This window comes from Microbacterium lacusdiani (assembly GCF_054779895.1).
The window spans coordinates 66,760-83,458 of the sequence record NZ_BAAGXJ010000006.1 but is presented as its reverse complement, the minus strand read 5'-3'; the positions used below and the strand labels follow the sequence as shown (position 1 = coordinate 83,458).

17 protein-coding genes are annotated in these 16,699 nt (G+C 71.5%); 9 read left to right on the top strand and 8 right to left on the bottom strand.

The window, feature by feature from the left end; translation table 11 throughout:
* Positions 1-10: 10 nt before the first annotated feature.
* Positions 11-493 (bottom strand): CarD family transcriptional regulator, encoded by a 483-nt coding sequence (locus ACYVGN_RS06600; protein WP_055993827.1) that lies wholly within the window; start codon positions 491-493, stop codon positions 11-13.
* 214 nt (positions 494-707) lie between these two features.
* On the opposite strand from ACYVGN_RS06600, the gene ACYVGN_RS06595 reads away from it, so the two are divergent.
* Complete coding sequence (locus ACYVGN_RS06595) at positions 708-1,232, top strand: DNA modification methylase (RefSeq protein WP_205829499.1); 525 nt, start codon at positions 708-710, stop codon at positions 1,230-1,232.
* 67 nt (positions 1,233-1,299) lie between these two features.
* Here the strand turns inward: ACYVGN_RS06595 and ACYVGN_RS06590 are convergent, their stop codons facing one another.
* A complete protein-coding gene (locus ACYVGN_RS06590) occupies positions 1,300-1,983 on the bottom strand; it encodes a response regulator transcription factor (protein ID WP_134746043.1) in 684 nt (227 codons plus the stop codon).
* Positions 1,983-3,185, bottom strand: a complete 1,203-nt coding sequence (locus ACYVGN_RS06585) for a sensor histidine kinase (protein ID WP_460789616.1) — start codon at positions 3,183-3,185, stop codon at positions 1,983-1,985. Before ACYVGN_RS06585 ends, ACYVGN_RS06590 begins: the two co-directional genes overlap by 1 nt.
* Before the next feature lie 182 nt (positions 3,186-3,367).
* On the opposite strand from ACYVGN_RS06585, the gene phoU reads away from it, so the two are divergent.
* Positions 3,368-4,048, top strand: a complete 681-nt coding sequence (gene phoU / locus ACYVGN_RS06580) for a phosphate signaling complex protein PhoU (protein ID WP_460789614.1) — start codon at positions 3,368-3,370, stop codon at positions 4,046-4,048.
* 68 nt (positions 4,049-4,116) lie between these two features.
* Here phoU and ACYVGN_RS06575 read toward each other — a convergent pair whose 3' ends face one another.
* Positions 4,117-4,863, bottom strand: a complete 747-nt coding sequence (locus ACYVGN_RS06575; RefSeq protein WP_055993818.1) for a phosphoglyceromutase — start codon at positions 4,861-4,863, stop codon at positions 4,117-4,119.
* A gap of 32 nt (positions 4,864-4,895) precedes the next feature.
* On the opposite strand from ACYVGN_RS06575, the gene ACYVGN_RS06570 reads away from it, so the two are divergent.
* A complete protein-coding gene (locus ACYVGN_RS06570; protein WP_460789612.1) occupies positions 4,896-5,729 on the top strand; it encodes a class I SAM-dependent methyltransferase in 834 nt (277 codons plus the stop codon).
* A 29-nt stretch (positions 5,730-5,758) separates the two neighbouring features.
* On the opposite strand, the gene ACYVGN_RS06565 is transcribed toward ACYVGN_RS06570, so the two are convergent.
* The 4 genes from ACYVGN_RS06565 to ACYVGN_RS06550 all read right to left on the bottom strand — a co-directional run bounded on the left by ACYVGN_RS06565 (position 5,759) and on the right by ACYVGN_RS06550 (position 9,110).
* Positions 5,759-6,865: an FUSC family protein gene (locus ACYVGN_RS06565; RefSeq protein ID WP_055993813.1), complete on the bottom strand. Its 1,107-nt coding sequence runs from the start codon at positions 6,863-6,865 to the stop codon at positions 5,759-5,761.
* 13 nt (positions 6,866-6,878) lie between these two features.
* Positions 6,879-8,024, bottom strand: a complete 1,146-nt coding sequence (gene ygfZ / locus ACYVGN_RS06560; RefSeq protein WP_460789610.1) for a CAF17-like 4Fe-4S cluster assembly/insertion protein YgfZ — start codon at positions 8,022-8,024, stop codon at positions 6,879-6,881.
* Positions 8,024-8,629, bottom strand: coding sequence for a nitrobindin family protein (locus tag ACYVGN_RS06555; RefSeq protein ID WP_134746038.1), 606 nt, complete (start codon positions 8,627-8,629; stop codon positions 8,024-8,026). Before ACYVGN_RS06555 ends, ygfZ begins: the two co-directional genes overlap by 1 nt.
* A gap of 187 nt (positions 8,630-8,816) precedes the next feature.
* Complete coding sequence (locus tag ACYVGN_RS06550; protein ID WP_460789608.1) at positions 8,817-9,110, bottom strand: hypothetical protein; 294 nt, start codon at positions 9,108-9,110, stop codon at positions 8,817-8,819.
* 187 nt (positions 9,111-9,297) lie between these two features.
* On the opposite strand from ACYVGN_RS06550, the gene ACYVGN_RS06545 reads away from it, so the two are divergent.
* The 6 genes from ACYVGN_RS06545 (at position 9,298) to pstA (ending at position 16,665) form a co-directional block, all read left to right on the top strand.
* A complete protein-coding gene (locus tag ACYVGN_RS06545) occupies positions 9,298-9,990 on the top strand; it encodes a response regulator transcription factor (RefSeq protein WP_055993801.1) in 693 nt (230 codons plus the stop codon).
* A 47-nt stretch (positions 9,991-10,037) separates the two neighbouring features.
* Positions 10,038-12,212 (top strand): RNA degradosome polyphosphate kinase, encoded by a 2,175-nt coding sequence (locus ACYVGN_RS06540; RefSeq protein ID WP_460789605.1) that lies wholly within the window; start codon positions 10,038-10,040, stop codon positions 12,210-12,212.
* Positions 12,209-13,147 (top strand): NUDIX hydrolase, encoded by a 939-nt coding sequence (locus ACYVGN_RS06535; protein WP_460789603.1) that lies wholly within the window; start codon positions 12,209-12,211, stop codon positions 13,145-13,147. The genes ACYVGN_RS06540 and ACYVGN_RS06535 overlap by 4 nt, the downstream gene beginning before the upstream one ends.
* A gap of 178 nt (positions 13,148-13,325) precedes the next feature.
* The gene (gene pstS / locus ACYVGN_RS06530) at positions 13,326-14,435 is read left to right on the top strand and encodes a phosphate ABC transporter substrate-binding protein PstS (protein WP_460789601.1); all 1,110 of its coding nucleotides are present in this window, start codon (positions 13,326-13,328) and stop codon (positions 14,433-14,435) included.
* 140 nt (positions 14,436-14,575) lie between these two features.
* Positions 14,576-15,580, top strand: a complete 1,005-nt coding sequence (gene pstC, locus ACYVGN_RS06525; RefSeq protein WP_460789599.1) for a phosphate ABC transporter permease subunit PstC — start codon at positions 14,576-14,578, stop codon at positions 15,578-15,580.
* Positions 15,580-16,665 (top strand): phosphate ABC transporter permease PstA, encoded by a 1,086-nt coding sequence (pstA, locus tag ACYVGN_RS06520; RefSeq protein ID WP_460789597.1) that lies wholly within the window; start codon positions 15,580-15,582, stop codon positions 16,663-16,665. The genes pstC and pstA overlap by 1 nt, the downstream gene beginning before the upstream one ends.
* The last annotated feature ends 34 nt before the right edge of the window (positions 16,666-16,699 follow it).

Genomic DNA, 16,699 nt, shown 5'->3' with positions numbered 1-16,699 from the left:
GCGTGTGGGATTACGAGGCGAGGACTTCGTCGAGAACCGACGCGGCCTTCTCCTCATCGGTCTTCTCCGCGAGCGCGAGCTCGGAGATCAGGATCTGACGGGCCTTCGCGAGCATGCGCTTCTCGCCCGCCGACAGACCGCGGTCCTGGTCGCGGCGCCACAGGTCGCGCACGACCTCGCTGACCTTGATCACGTCACCCGAGGCGAGCTTCTCGAGATTCGCCTTGTAGCGGCGCGACCAGTTGGTCGGCTCCTCGGTGAAGGGGGCGCGCAGGACCTCGAAGACCTTGTCGAGCCCGTCCTGGCCGATGACGTCCCGAACGCCGACCAGGTCGACGTTCTCCGCAGGCACCTCGATCACGAGATCGCCCTGGGTGACGTTCAGCTTGAGGTAGACCTTCTCCTCGCCCTTGATGACGCGGGTCTTGACTTCGGTGATCGTGGCCGCACCGTGATGGGGGTAGACGACCGTCTCGCCAACCTCGAAAAGCATAGAATTGTGTCCTTTCGGCGACTTCAAGGATACCACAGTCGGCCATGCACTAAGGTTCGCCGACCCTTATCGGCCGCAGCGACACGCCGTTTCCCGCCAGTCCGCCGCGCCTCCTCCGCCGCCGGGGACCCGGGCATCGGGCGCACGCGCGCGACCCCCTAGAATGGCACGCAGGGCCCGCAGCTCGGCGGGGTCCGCTCGACCTGGAGGTTCCGTGAACTCCCGCATCCTCGCGTCCCTCGCCCTCGGCGTCATCGCACTGGGCACCACCGGCTGCGCATCGATGACGCATCAGGCCACGACCATCGTCTACTCGGCCTCGGACGGCGTGAACGTCGAGGAGAGCGAGGGCGCCGCGATCGAGGTCCGCAACGCGGTCATCGTCGCCGACGATCACGGCACGGACGGCAACCTCGTCGCCGCGCTCGTGAACACCACCGACACCTCCGCCACGCTCAACATCGAGTTCGACGGCGGCACCGCGACGGTCCGCGTCCCGGCGGGCGAGGTCGTCAGCCTCGGCGCCGGCACCGAGGAGCCGCTGCTGCTCGAGGGCATCGACACCAAGCCGGGCGCCACGCTCCCCGTCTACTTCCAGTCGGGCGACGCAGAGGGCGTCCTGACCGAGGTGCCCGTGCTCGACGGCTGCCTCGAGCACTTCGCCGACCTCGTGCCGGGCGGCGAGCACAGCGATTGCTCGCACCTCGAGCACGCCGAGGGCGAAGAGGGCGGCCACTGACCGCCGCTCCCCCGGACATGCGGAAAGGCCGCGAGGATCTCGGATCCTCGCGGCCTTTCCCGTTCCCTCATCCCTCGAAGCGGTAGCCGAGGCCGCGGACCGTGACGAGCATGACGGGCTCGCTCGGCACCTGCTCGATGCGCGAGCGGATCCGCTTGATGTGCACGTCGAGCGTCTTGGTGTCGCCGAAGTAGTCGCTGCCCCACACCCGGTCGATCAGCTGGCCGCGCGTGAGCACCCGGCCGGCGTTGCGCATCAGCACCTCGAGCAGCTCGAACTCCTTGAGCGGCATGTTGATCTGCTGGCCGTCGACGGCGACCGTGTGGCGGTCGACGTCGAGCGTGACCCGCCCGCCCTCCAGGACGCGCTCGTCCAGCTCGGCCTCCGCGTCGGCCGTGCGGCGCAGGACCGCCCGCATGCGCGCCAGCAGCTCGCGGGCCGAGTAGGGCTTGGTGACGTAGTCGTCCGCACCCAGCTCCAGGCCCACGACGATGTCGACCTCGGAGTCCTTCGCCGTGAGCATGATGATCGGCACGTTGGAGGTGGTCCGCACCTGGCGGCACACCTCCGTGCCGGGCATGCCGGGCAGCATCAGGTCGAGCAGCAGAAGATCGGCGCCGCGCTCGCGGTACGCGGCGAGCGCCGCCGGACCGTCCTCCGCGATCTCGACCTCGTAGCCCTCGCGACGGAGCAGGTAGGCGAGGGGTTCGGCGAGGTCGGGCTCGTCCTCGACCAGGAGCACACGCGTCATCAGCGGCCTTTCTTCGCGACGGCGCCGACGACGGGGGTCGCGGGCTTCCGCCTTCTGTTCTTGTCGGGTGATTCGATGACCGGCGCCTCGCTGAGCGGGAGGCGCACGGTGAAGGTGGATCCGCGGCCGGGCTGCGACCAGAGGCGGACCTCGCCGCCGTGCCGCGACACGGCGTGCTTGACGATCGACAGCCCCAGGCCCGAGCCGCCGGTGCGGCGCGAGCGGGCTTGGTCGGCCCGGTAGAAGCGCTCGAACACGCGGTGCTGGTCGGCCTCCGCGATGCCGATGCCCTGGTCGGTGACGGCGATCTCGACCACGTCGCCCACCGCGCGCACCCCCACGCCCACGCGGGATCCGCCGGGCGAGTACGCGATCGCGTTGGCGATGAGGTTGCCGATCGCCTCCTTCAGGATCTGCGCGTCGCCGCGGACGTAGAGGCCCCGGTCGCCGCCCCGCACGAGCTCGACGTCCGCCGATCCGGCCTGCACGACGTGGGCCTCGACCGCGGCGGTCACGACCTCGTCGATCGCGACGTCGCCGACCTCGGTCAGCTCGTCGGCGGCCTGCAGGCGCGAGAGGTTCATGATGCGCCCCGTCAGCCGGCCGAGGCGGTCCGCCTCGGCCGAGAGGCGCGCCGTGAACGACCGCACCTGGGCGGCGTCGTCCGCGGCCAGCTCGATCGCCTCGGCGAGCAGCGAGATGGCGCCCACGGGCGTCTTGAGCTCGTGGCTCGTGTTGGCGATGAAGTCGTGACGCATCTGCTCGAGCCGCTCCTGCTCGGACAGGTCGCGCACGATCAGGAGCGTGTGGCGCTCGCCGATCCGGCTCGCGCGGGCCGACACGAGCCGCGTGTCCGAGGCCAGCCGGCCCTTGGTGAGGCGCAGGTTCTCGGTCTGCGTGCCGCCGGAGCGCGCGGACTTCACGAGCTCGCGCAGGCCGGGGTTCTCGAGCGGGGCGCCCGGCTCGATCCCCAGCCACGGCGCCGACGGCGACGTGGCGACGACCTGCCCCGACGCGTCGACGACCGCTGCGGCGTCGTCCATGGCGTCCAGCACGGACGTGACGCCCTCGGGCATCCTGCCGTCCGCGAGCCGTGCCGCACGCTCGCGCGCGCGCAGGGCCGCGAAGACGATGAGGCACGCCCCTGCGCCGATGACCGCCCCCGAGATCAGGGCGAGCAGCGCGAGCTGCGTCGTGTCCATGCCTCAAGAGTAAAGTCATGGCGAACACCGTTCCGGACGGATCCCGCTCACGATGCGGGCCATCGCCGGACTGTTCACCGTTGCGGCACCGGTCGTTCACCTACGCTGAGGACAATCTCATCAAAGCGTGCTCAGCCGCGGCCCCCGCGTGCCGCCGCCTCGCGACACACGAAAGGTCCCCGATGCGCGAAGTCTTCCATCAGTCACTCGAGGACGTGCAGGCGCGCCTCGTCGAGATCGCGGAGCTGGTCACGATCGCGATCGACAAGGCCACCCGCTCGTTCGCCACCAGCGACGTCTCCCTCGCCGAGGAGGTCATCGCCGACGACCGCCTGATCGACGAGCTGGCCCTGGCCCTCGACGAGCACGCGATCGAGATCCTCGCGATGCAGCAGCCGGTCGCCCGCGACCTGCGCATCGTCGTCACCGCGCTGCGCGTCAGCGCGTCACTCGAGCGCATGGGCGACCTCGCCGAGCACATCGCCCAGCTGGCGCGCACGCGCTACCCCGAGCGCGCCATCCCCAAGGGCTTCAAGGGCACCTTCACGCGCATGGGCGAGCTCGACGTGCAGATCGCCCGCACGCTCACGGAGCTGCTGCGCACGTTCGACCTGACGCTCGCGGACCAGATCCGCAACAGCGACGACGACGTGGACGAGCTGCACGCCAGCGTGTTCGAGAAGGTGCTCAGCGACACGTGGCAGGGCGAGGCCGGCGCGACCGTCGACGCGACCCTCGCGAGCCGCTACCACGAGCGCTTCGCCGACCACGCGGTCTCGATCGCCAAGAAGGTCATCTACCTCAGCACGGGCGACTGGAGCGGCGCAGAGCACCCCGCGCACCCCGCGCACCCCGCCGCCTGAGCGGACCCCCGCACGACGGAAGCCCCGCCCGGATCATCCGGGCGGGGCTTCTTGTCTCCGTGCCCGCGTCAGGCCTTCTTGCCCTGCGACGCCACGGCGGCGGCGCCCGCGGCGGCGGCCTCGGGGTCGAGGTAGCGGCTCGGGCCGGTCGGCTTCATGTCGTCGTCGAGCTCGTACACCAGCGGGATGCCGGTCGGGATGTTGAGGGCCGCGATGTCGTCGTCGCTGATGCCGTCGAGGTGCTTCACAAGGCCGCGCAGCGAGTTGCCGTGGGCGACGACGATGACCGTCTTGCCGGCCTGGAGGTCGGGGACGATCTCGTTCTCCCAGTAGGGCAGCATCCGGTCGATCACGATCTTGAGCGACTCGGTGCCGGGGATCTCGCCGTCGATGCCGACGTAGCGGGGGTCGTTCGTCTGGGCGTACTCGTCCTCCGGGTCGATCACGGGCGGCGGCACGTCGAACGAGCGGCGCCACTCCATGAACTTCTCCTCGCCGAACTGCTCGAGAGTCTGGGCCTTGTCCTTGCCCTGCAGCGCGCCGTAGTGGCGCTCGTTGAGGCGCCACGAGCGCTTCACCGGGATCCACAGCCGGTCGGCGTGGTCGAGCGCGATGTTCGCGGTCTGGATAGCGCGGCTGAGCACGGACGTGTGCACCACGTCGGGGAGCAAGCCCTGCTCCTTGAGCAGCTCGCCGCCGCGCTTGGCCTCGGCCTGGCCGAGTTCGGTCAGCCGGACGTCGACCCATCCGGTGAAGAGGTTGAGCTCGTTCCACTCGCTCTGGCCGTGTCGCAGCAGGATCAGGGTATGTGCCATGCGCCCCATGCTATCGGCGGCAGAATCGAAGCATGACCCCGCGCCCGTCCGCCGCCCCCGAGGGACGCCCGACGCGCGGCACGACGGGCACCAACCGGCTGCGCCGCGTGGACCGCTGGATCGCTCACCTGGCGGAGTTCCGCCGCGCGCCCGACCCGCTCGTGGTCGACCTCGGCTACGGCGCGAACGGCGTGACGACCCTCGAGCTCGAGGCGCGGCTGCGTCGCGTGCGGGGCGACGTCGACGTGCACGGCCTGGAGATCGACCCCGACCGCGTGGCGCGCGCCTCGGAGCAGCTCGAGGCGACGCGGCAGGGCGCGACCGTCTTCTCGCCGGATGCGCGGGTGTCGTTCGCGCGCGGCGGCTTCGAGGTGCCCCTGCCGGACGGCCGCCGTCCGGCGGTGATCCGCGCCTTCAACGTGCTGCGGCAGTACGAGGAGCGGGACGTGCCGGGGGCGTGGGAGCGGATGACCGCGCGCCTCGCGCCGGGCGGCGTGCTCGTCGAGGGGACCTGCGACGAGATCGGCCGACTGTGCAGCTGGATCGACGTGGACGCGGCGGGCGCCGCCGTGCGCTTCACGATCTCGCTCCGGCTCGCGGACCTCGAGCGCCCCGGGGTCGTCGCCGAGCGCCTGCCGAAGGCCCTCATCCACCGCAACGTGCCGGGCGAGCGGATCCACGGCCTGCTCGCGGCCCTGGACCGCGAGTGGGACCGGGCCGCCGCCCTCGCCCCGTTCGGCCCCACGCAGCGCTGGATGGCCGCCGTGGCCGCGCTGCGCGCCTCCGGCGTCCCGGTGCTCGGCGGGCGCTCGCGCTGGCGCCTGGGCGAGCTCACCGTCCCGTGGGACGTGGTGCGCCCGGGCTGACCCTGTGCCCATTCGAGGGGGCGCGGGGATCAGATGCGCGGGATGGCGGCGCGGGCCTCGCCGGGCGGCAGGCCCGTAGCGACCAGGAGGTCGACCACCAGGGGGCGCATGGCCGAGACCAGCGCCTGCTCGCCGAGACCGGCTCCCGGCAGCATGGCGGCGGGGTCCAGGCGACGGGCGATCGACAGGAGCGCCTCGCGGGCGATCGGCTCCTGCGAGATGTCGTCGATCGAGGCCGCCACGAGCGTCGCCGCCCGCGCCACCTCCCCCATCGCCTCGGCCGGCACCGGCAGCGGGCGGCCGTCGTCCGTGACGTACACGATGCGGCGGCCGACCACGCGCAGGTTGCGCATCGCGAGATCCATGGCCTGCAGGATGCGCGCGTGCCGCTCCAGCTCGGCGCGCCGGCCGCGCAGGAACGGCGAGATGCGGGAGATCGCGCGGCCCGACTCCAGCGACGTCCGCCACGCGTCCAGCGGAGCCTGCAGAGCGCGGGCCTTCTCGAGGCCGCGCTCGGCCCGCAGCCGGTCGCCGCGGCGCAGCGCCGACACGAGCCGCGCCGCGGCGGCGTCGAAGCCCGCGAAGAAGGCGCGCGCGTCGCGCAGCACTGCGGTCACGGGATTGCGCGGCAGCAGCGCCGTCACCGCGATCGCCATGACGCCGCCGAACGCTCCGTCGGCCAGGCGCGCGAACGGCACGGGCCCGAGCGGCAGGATCATCGCGATGGCCGCCTGGATCGCCGCCGCGATCGCGAACTGGGGCGAGGCGGACAGGAAGCGCGCGACCAGCATCGTGACGGCGAGCGTCACGGCGAGCTGCCACCAGCCGGACCCGACCACGAGGCGCAGAGCCTCCGAGATCAGGATGCCCGTCAGCATGCCGATCACGGTCTCGAGCACGCGCCCGGGCCGCGCGTCGCGCGCGAGCCCGAGGCTCGAGATCGACACGGTGGCCGCCAGCATGGGCGCCTCGTGGCCGAGCACCAGATGCGCGAGCAGGAACGCGGCGGTCGCCGCGAGCACGATCTGCGCGATCGCGATCCACGACTCCCGCAGCCTCGCCAGGCCTGGCTTCGGGGAGAACCGGCTGCGCCAGGTGACCGGGATGGCCTGCGTGATCGGCTGCGAGTCGGACATTCGGCGCGGCGTCCTACTCGGCGGGAGCGGGCTTCGCGGGATCCTGCGCGAGCGGGCGCCGCGACAGCCGGGTCAGGCGGGGCACGGCGGCCGTCGCGCCGGCGTCGGCCGGCACGATGACCTCCTGCGCGGCGGCGATGCGCGCGCCGTCCGAGCGGATCTCGAGCACGGCGTCACCGGGGACCCGGCGCGCCAGCACCGCGAGCGCGACGGGACCGAGCTCGTGGTGCAGCGCGCTGCTCGTGACGTGGCCGACCTCGGAGGGCTCCCCCTCCGAGCCCGCGAGCAGCACGGGCGTGCCGGGCTCGGGCAGCACGCTGTCGCTCCCGTCGAGGTGCAGCAGCGTGAGCCGGCGCGGCGGGTGGCCGAGGTTGTGCACCTTGGCGACGGTCTCCTGCCCGCGGTAGCAGCCCTTGTTCAGGTGGACCGCGCTGCGCAGCCAGTCGAACTCGTGCGGGATCGCGCGCTCGTCCACCTCGCGGCTCCAGCGCGGGCGCCACGCCTCGATCCGGAGGGCCTCTGCGGCCAGCAGCCCCGCGAGCTCCGCGTCGGCGAGCTGCGGGAGCGCGGTGCGCTCCACGATCGCCTCGATCCAGACGTATCCGGCCGCGGGATGGGAGGCGGGGGCGGCGTACTGCCATCCGCCCGCGGCGACCTCGCGCCAGGGGTCGCCCCACACCAGCGGGAGCTCGTGCGGGCGGTGCGCCACGAGCGCGACGCGCTTCTCGGCGTCGCCGAGCTCCATGAAGCCGAGCACCGCGAGGTCGTCGCGCACCCGCACCTCGACCTGCGCGCGGAAGCGCATCATCGTGAGCCACCGGGCGAGACCCGCGGCGTCGCCGGCGTCGGCGAGGAGCCAGGTCGAGGCGCCGTCGTCGAGCACGCCCGCGGCGTGCTCGACGCGCCCCTGCGGGTCCAGCACGAGCAGCTCGGTGCCGCGCCCGCGCTCGAGACCGGCGAGCGCCTGCGACGTGATCGAGTCGAGCCACGTCAGCCGGTCGGGGCCGGCGACCTCGATGACCGCGCGGTCGTCGCGGGGCGCGATCGCGTGCCCCGACGCGAGCCGGCGCTGCTCGCGCATCGGGTCGCCGAAGTGGACGATGCCGTCGTCCGAGAGGACGGCGCCGGCACGGTCCGCGAAGAACGGCCGCTCGGTCATCACGAGACCTTCGCGAGGCGGGCCGACGCGTGCGAGCCGAGCTCGCGGCCGAGCGCCGCGATGTCCCAGGCCCACAGCAGGTGCCCCTCGACGAGGCCGTACATGCGGGTCGCGGCCGCGTAGTGCCGGGCGCTCGCCGTGCGGACGACCGCGTCGGTCGCGAGGTCGATGCGCGGGCCGCGGACCTGGCCGAGGTAGAGCTCGCTCACGCCGTCGGAGTGGACGAGCGACACCTCCAGGTCGAAGCCGCCCTCGGCATTGCGGAGCAGCTCGACGTCCTCGGCCGTGCGCGGCGCGCCGGTCTCGAGCGGCGGCAGCAGGCCCGGACCGGGCTCGGCGCCGGTCGACGGACGCGCCACGCGCCAGAACCCCACCTCGGAGTTCAGCGCGCGCGAGGGCGTGCCGTCGGAGGCGGCCAGGAACGCCGTGGCGGAGTAGTTCAGGTAGGGACCGCCATCGTGGCTGAAGCTCACGCGATGCGAGAACTCGCCCTCGTAGTGGACGTCACCGAGGTCGTAGTCGATGACACCGGTGCCCTCCCACACGCCGATGAGCCACGAGAGCGGCGCCAGGTCGGCGGGGAGGTCGGTCGGCAGCTCGATCATGCCGCCGCCCCTCAGCGCTGGCCGCGGAACAGGTTCCAGACCACGGCGCCGGAGATGAAGGCGATCGCCAGGCTGGCGAGGCCCAGCAGCCCGACGAAGAAGAGTTCGAGCGCGACGAGATCCATGCCCAGAAGTCTAGACCCGCCCGGCCGCACCGGCCGCTCCGGCTCCTTCGACGTCGAGCGAGCTACAGCGAGCTGCCGAGCGCGGCGAGCGCGAAGATCAGGGCGAGGAACCCCAGGATGCCCAGCGCGCCGATCACGGAGACGCCGACGCGGAAGATGAAGCCCTCCGAGCGGCCGTCGATGAGCTGGGCCGCGAAGGCGACGATCATGCAGACGCCGCCGGCGATGGCGACCCAGGGCAGCCGCGCCTCGAGCGGCACGAGGATGCTCACCAGGATGGCCGCCACGAGCGCGAACGCCCACGTGGCCGCGGCGCCCGCGTAGCGGCGGACCGGGGTCATGTCGGGGGTCGTCACCCGTCCATTGTCCAAGACGGGGCCCCGATCCCGAAACCGCTCCCATGCCGGCCGCCCGGGGCCCCGCCCGAGCGGCGCCCCGGGGCGGCCGAGGTCCGGGCACGTCCTATGATGGGTCCACGATGCGGAAGTCCCCACCGCATCGATCCCAGGGTGCGGCCCCCAGTCCGCATCGAAAGGACGTCGCTTGGCACAGCTTCTCGTCTTGAGCTCCGCCCCCGGCGGAGGCGCCGTCCTGCCCGCGCTCGAGCTGCTCAGCCACCGCGTGCGGCAGATCCCGGCCGAGCCCGCCTCGCTGGTGAACGCCCCGAGCGCCGACGTCATCTTCGTGGATGCGCGCACCGATCTCGTGGGCGCGAAGTCGCTCTGCAAGATCCTGAACACGACGGGCCTGGATGCGCCGCTCGTCCTGGTGGTGACCGAGGGCGGCCTGACCGCCGTCTCGACCGACTGGGGCATCGACGACGTCATCCTCGTCACGGCCGGCCCGGCCGAGGTCGACGCCCGCGTGCGGCTCGCGATCGGCCGCCAGAGCGCCGAGCAGCCGAGCAGCCGGATCCAGACGTCCGGCATCACGATCGACGAGTCGTCATACTCGGCGAAGGTGCACGGCAAGCCGCTCGACCTCACGTACAAGGAGTTCCAGCTGCTGCACTTCTTCGCGACGCACCCCTCGCGGGTGTTCACGCGCGAGCAGCTGCTGAGCGAGGTCTGGGGCTACGACTACTTCGGCGGCACCCGCACGGTCGACGTGCACGTGCGTCGCCTGCGCGCCAAGCTCGGCGACCTCGAGCAGCTGATCGGCACGGTCCGCAACGTGGGCTACCGCTTCAACGTGTACGAGGACGACCAGCTGCCCAGCGCGAGCCCGAGGTCCTGATCCCGCCGTTCACACACGCGTCACGCGACGGTGGCAGGATGGGCCGCATGATCGACACCGCCATCGTGGACACCGGGATCGGCGACGCCGAGGACGACGACTTCGACGCCGCCGTCGAGGCCCCCGACGCGCAGCTTCCCGAGAACCGCTACCTCGACCGCGAGCTGAGCTGGCTGGCGTTCAACCAGCGCGTGCTCGAGCTGGCCGAGGACCCGACCCTCCCGGTCCTGGAGCGGGCGAACTTTCTGGCGATCTTCGCGAGCAACCTCGACGAGTTCTTCATGGTCCGGGTGGCGGGCCTCAAGCGCCGCATCGTCACGGGCCTGGCGGTGCCCACCAACGTCGGCCGGTCGCCGGGCGAAGTCCTCGCGGGCATCTCGGCCGAGGCGCACGCGCTGCAGCTGCGGCACGCGGCGGTCTGGAACGACGACGTCCGGCCCGCGCTCGCGAAGGCCGCGATCGAGGTGGTCGGCTGGGGCGACCTGGGCGACGACGAGCGCGCGGCGCTGTACGACTACTTCCAGGCGAAGGTCTTCCCGGTGCTGATGCCGCTCGCCGTCGACCCGGCCCACCCCTTCCCCTACATCTCGGGCCTGTCGCTGAACCTGGCCATCCGCATCCGCAACGCCCGCACGGGCCGGCAGGAGTTCGCGCGTCTCAAGGTGCCGCCCATGCTGCCGCGCCTGATCGAGGTTCCCACGGCCGGCTCGAGCGCGCGGTACATCCCGCTCGAGGAGCTGATCGCGCAGCACCTCGAGGATCTGTTCCCCGGCATGGAGGTGCTGGATCACCACGCGTTCCGCCTGACGCGCAACGAGGACATGGTGATCGAGGAGGACGAGACCGAGAACCTCATCCAGGCGCTGGAGGCCGAGCTGCTGCGCCGCCGCTTCGGCCCGCCGATCCGCCTCGAGGTCACCGAGGACATGGACGACCTCACCCTCGACCTGCTGCTCAAGGAGCTCGACATCACGGAGCAGGAGGTCTACCGCCTGCCCGGCCCGCTCGACCTGCGCGCGCTGTTCGAGCTGACGAAGATCGACCGCCCCGAGCTGCACTACCCGCCGCACGTCCCCACGACCGCGGTCGCGTTCCAGTCGGCCGAGCAGTCGAGCGACGCGCGCGCCGACCTGTTCGCGGCCATCCGCAAGGGCGACGTGCTCGTGCACCACCCGTACGAGTCGTTCGCGACCAGCGTGCAGGCGTTCCTCGAGCAGGCCGCACGCGACCCGCACGTGCTCGCGATCAAGCAGACGCTGTACCGCACCTCGGGTGACAGCCCGATCGTGCAGGCGCTGATCGACGCGGCCGAGGCGGGCAAGCAGGTGCTCGCCCTCGTGGAGGTCAAGGCCCGCTTCGACGAGGCGAACAACATCGTGTGGGCGCGCAAGCTCGAGAAGGCGGGCGTGCACGTCGTGTACGGCCTGGTCGGCCTCAAGACCCACTGCAAGCTCGCGCTCGTGATCCGCGAGGAGAAGGGCGAGCTGCGCCACTACAGCCACGTCGGCACGGGCAACTACAACCCCAAGACCAGCCGCCTGTACGAGGACTTCGGCCTGTTCACGACCGACGCGCAGGTCGGCCGCGACCTCACGCGCCTGTTCAACGAGCTGAGCGGCTACGCGATCGAGAAGAAGTTCAAGCGCCTGCTCGTCGCGCCGCTGCACCTGCGCAAGGGCCTGCTGCGGCTGATCGACCGCGAGCGCCGCAACGCGCTCGAGGGCAAGCCCGCGTACGTGCGCATCAAGGTCAACTCGATGGTCGACGAGCAGATCATCGACGCGCTGTACCGCGCGAGCAGCGCCGGCGTGAAGGTCGATGTCTGGGTGCGCGGCATCTGCTCGCTGCGCACCGACCTGCCCGGCGTGAGCGACAACATCACGGTCCGCTCCATCCTGGGGCGCTACCTCGAGCACTCGCGCATCTTCGCGTTCGCGAACAACGGGGTCCCCGACGTGTACATCGGCAGCGCCGACATGATGCACCGCAACCTCGACCGCCGCGTCGAGGCGCTCGTGCGCGTCACGACGCCGCGCCACATCACGGAGCTGCTGGGCCTGTTCGACCAGGCCATGGACGACGGCACCAGCTCGTGGCACCTCGGGCCCGAGGGCGTGTGGACCCGGCACAGCGTCGGCGAGGACGGCAAGCCGCTCGCCGACCTGCAGGATCGCCGGATGAGCGCCATCCGCCGCCGCCGTCAGGCCCGCGTCTCGCGATGACCGCGCTGGCCGTCTACGCCGCCGGCGGCGTGGTGTGGCGCCTCGTCGACGGCAAGCTGCGGGTGCTGCTGATCCATCGCACGAAGTACCGCGACATCACGCTCCCCAAGGGCAAGGTCGACCCGGGCGAGATGCTCGCCGAGACCGCGGTGCGCGAGATCCACGAGGAGACCGGCATCCGCACGGTGCTCGGCCCGCCGCTCGGCGTCTCCCACTACAAGCTGCCGAGCGGACGCGAGAAGATCGTGCACTACTGGTCGGCCGAGGCGACCGAGGCGGCGATCCGGGAGAGCTCTTTCGTGCCGAACGACGAGATCGCCGCCATCGAATGGGTGGGTCTCAAGAAGGCGCACGCACGGCTGAGCTACCCGGTCGACATCGAGATCCTCGAGCACTTCGAGCGTCTCGTCGACGACGGCGTGCTGCACACCTTCCCGGTCGTCGCGCTGCGGCACGGCAAGGCCGTGCCGCGGGACGAGTGGGACGGGCGTGACGCGCTGCGACCCCTGCTTCCCCGCGGCAAGGAGCAGGCGAAGGCGATCGTCGGAGGGCTGCGCGCGTTCGGCGTGCGCCGCATCGTCTCCAGCGACGCGGTGCGCTGCGTCAAGACGGTGGTCCCGCTCTCGAAGGCCATCGGCCGCCGGATCGACGAGACCGAGCTGATCAGCCAGGACGCGTGGGAGGACGGGGCCGCCGACGTGCGCCAGGTCGTGGGCCGGCGCATCCGCTCCGGCAAGCCCGCGGTCCTGTGCAGCCACGGCCCGGTGCTGCCGGAGATCCTGACCGAGTTGGCGCTTGCGACCGGCACCATGCGGGGCTCCTACCTGGCCGACGCGGCCGCCCTGGAGTTCGGCGCCTTCAGCGTCGTGCACGTGTCGTCCACGAATCCCGGTTCGGGGATCGTCGCGATCGAGACCCACGCGCCGAAGATCTGACGCGCATCCCCCGCCGGGAATTCCCTGTGCGATCGGGCTTCTCCGCGGGATCGACGCGCGTCGTTCACCTTCCGTTCACCAGTGCACCGCACGCTCTTCACTGCCCCCTCGTACGGTCACCACGTGCCCTGCGACCCGGCGGGGACGTCCCTGAATCCCTGATCGAAACGGATACACAGTGAAGATCGCTCGTTTCACCAGCATCGCCGCGTTCGGCGCCGTCACCGCGCTGGCCCTCGCGGGCTGCGCGGCCAACGAGGCCCCCGCCGGCGGCGAGAGCGGCGCTCCGGAGGAGACCGCCTCGACCCTCAGCGGCACCATCAACGCGACCGGCGCCTCGTCGCAGGGCTCGGCCCAGGAGGCATGGGTCGCCGCGTTCCAGACCGCCAACCCCGACGTCACCGTCAACTACGAGCCCACCGGCTCGGGCACCGGCCGCGAGAACTTCATCGCCGGCGCCTCGGACTTCATCGGCTCGGACCGCGCGTTCGACGACGAGGAGGTCGCCGCGGGCGGCTTCGGCGCGTGCGCCACCGACGACATCGTCGAGGTCCCGCTCTACATCGCCCCGGTCGCCGTGGCCTACAACCTCGAGGGCGTCGACTCGCTGAACCTGGACGCCGCGACCATCGCCGGCATGTTCGCGGGCGAGATCACCAACTGGAACGACCCAGCCATCGCCGCGCTGAACGAGGGCGTCGAGCTGCCCGACCTGGCCATCACGCCGGTCCACCGCTCGGACGACTCGGGCACCACCGAGACGTTCACCAACTACCTCGCCGCGACCGCGCCCGACGTGTGGACGTGGGAGGCCGACGGCGTGTGGCCGATCGAGGGCGGCGAGGCCGCTCAGGGCACCTCGGGTGTCGTGGCCGCCGCCAAGGCCGGCAACGGCGCGATCGTGTACGCGGACGCGTCGCAGATCGACACGCTGACGGCCGCCAAGGTCGAGGTCGGCGGCGAGTTCATCGAGTACTCGCCCGAGGCCGCCGCCGCGCTGGTCGAGAGCTCGCCGCTGGTCGAGGGCCGCGGCGCCGCCGACCTGGTGTTCGACGTCGACCCGGCTGCCGCCGCCGACGGCGCGTACCCGATCGCCCTGGTCAGCTACCTGATCGCGTGCGAGCAGTACGAGGACACCGAGAAGGCCGGCCTCGTGAAGGCGTACTTCGAGTTCATGGCGTCGGAGGAGGGCCAGCAGGTCGCCGCCGAGGCCGCCGGCGCCGCCCCGATCTCGGAGGGTCTGCGTGAGCAGGTCCTCGCCGCGATCGACATGATCCAGGTCGGCTGACCGATCACTCGCTGAAAGCAGTCGGTGCCCCCGCGCATTCCCATGTGGGATCCTCTTCGAGGATGCGCGGGGGCACCGAACTGCGTGATCCCCCGTCCCCCGTCACCGGATCCGACTGAGCGTCTGAGGAGCCAGCCCGCATGACCACGACAACGCCGCAGCCCGAGGCGACCGCCCGCGGCACCGGGCGTCCCCCGAAGCCGGCCGCTCAGGCCGCCCGCCCGGCGAAGCCGGTGCAGCGCCCCGGCGACCGCATCTTCTCCGGCACCGCGCTCGGAGCCGGCATCGTCATCCTCGTCGTGCTCGCGGCCGTCGCGACGTTCCTGATCCTGCAGTCGCTCCCCGCGTTCAAGCCCGACACGAGCACGAACCACATCCTCCAGGGCCGCTCCTTCTGGGACTACGTGTGGCCGCTCGTCTTCGGCACCGTGTGGGCGTCGGCCATCGCGCTGCTGATCGCCTCGCCGGTCGCGATCGGCATCGCGCTTTTCATCTCGCACTACGCGCCCCGCCGTCTCGCGGCGGGCCTCGGCTACATCATCGACCTGCTCGCGGCCGTGCCGTCGGTGGTCTTCGGCCTCTGGGGCGGCCTCACCTTCGCCCCGATGCTTCAGCCGTTCTACGTGTGGCTGAACGAGAAGCTCGCCTGGATCCCGCTGTTCGGCGGCCAGGTGTCGGCGACGGGCCGCACCATCATGACCGCCTCGCTCGTGCTCGCCGTCATGATCCTGCCGATCATGACCGCCATCTGCCGCGAGGTGTTCATCCAGACCCCGAAGCTGCACGAGGAGGCCGCGCTGGCGCTGGGCGCCACGCGCTGGGAGGTCATCCAGATGGCCGTCCTGCCGTTCGCCCGCGGCGGCATGGTCTCCGCGGCGATGCTGGCCCTGGGCCGCGCGCTCGGCGAGACCATGGCGGTGACCATGGTGCTGTCGGTCTCGGGCGTCGTGACGTTCGAGCTGCTGACCTCGACCAACCCGACCCCGATCCCCGCGAACATCGCGCTCTCGTTCCCCGAGGCGCACGACGAGGGCGTCAACACCCTGATCGCGACCGGTCTGATCCTGTTCATCGTGACCTTCGCGGTCAACTTCGTGGCGCGCTGGATCGTCGCCCGCCGCGCCGAGTTCTCTGGAGCGAACTGATGGCCACCATCGCCGCCCCCGCGCGACCGACCGTGTCGCTGACCGCCGGCAAGCTGCCCGCCTGGGCCCCGTGGGGCCTGCTCGCCTTCTCGATGTTCATCTCGTTCGTGATCGTCGGGGTCGCGAGCGCCGGCGGCGACCTGGCCGACTTCAACATCGCGGGCGCCGTCGCGCTCGGCATGCTGATCTACCTCATCGCGATCACGGTGCTCTCGAGCATCGCCGAGAGCCGCCGCCACGCGGTCGACCGCCTCATGACCGCCCTGGTCGCGAGCGCGTTCGTGCTCGCCCTGCTGCCGCTCATCTCGCTGCTGTTCACGGTGCTGGTCGCGGGCCTGCAGCGCTTCGACCTGGAGTTCTTCAGCTACTCGATGCGCAACGTCGTGGGCGAGGGCGGCGGCGCCGTGCACGCCATCTGGGGCACGCTCCTGATCACGCTCGCGGCGACGGTCATCTCGGTGCCGATCGGCCTGATGACCTCGATCTACCTCGTCGAGTACGGCCGCGGCCGCATCGCCAAGGCCATCACGTTCCTCGTCGACGTCATGACGGGCATCCCGTCGATCGTCGCGGGTCTGTTCATCTACTCGGTGTTCGCGCTCCTGATCGGGCCCGGCACCTCGATGGGCATCATGGGCTCGCTCGCGCTGGCCGTGCTGATGATCCCGGTCGTCGTGCGAGGCAGCGAGGAGCTGCTGCGGATCGTGCCGAACGAGCTGCGCGAGGCGTCCTACGCCCTGGGCGTGCCGAAGTGGGCGACGATCGTGAAGGTCGTGCTGCCCACGTCGATCGCCGGCATCACCACGAGCGTCATGCTCGCGATCGCCCGCGTCATCGGCGAGACCGCGCCGCTGCTGCTCACGGCCGGCTTCACGCAGAGCCTGAACACCAACCTGTTCAACGACAACATGATGACCCTGCCGGTGTTCGCCTACAACTCGTACATGCAGCAGGGCACGAACCCCGACGCCTCGGTCGCCCGCGCCTGGGCCGCCGCGCTGACCCTCATCCTCATCGTCATGGTGCTCAACCTCGGCGCGCGCCTGATCGCCAAGATCTTCGCGCCCAAGATGACCGGCCGCTGACGCCCTCGACCCGACCTCCCGCTTCCCGAAGAAA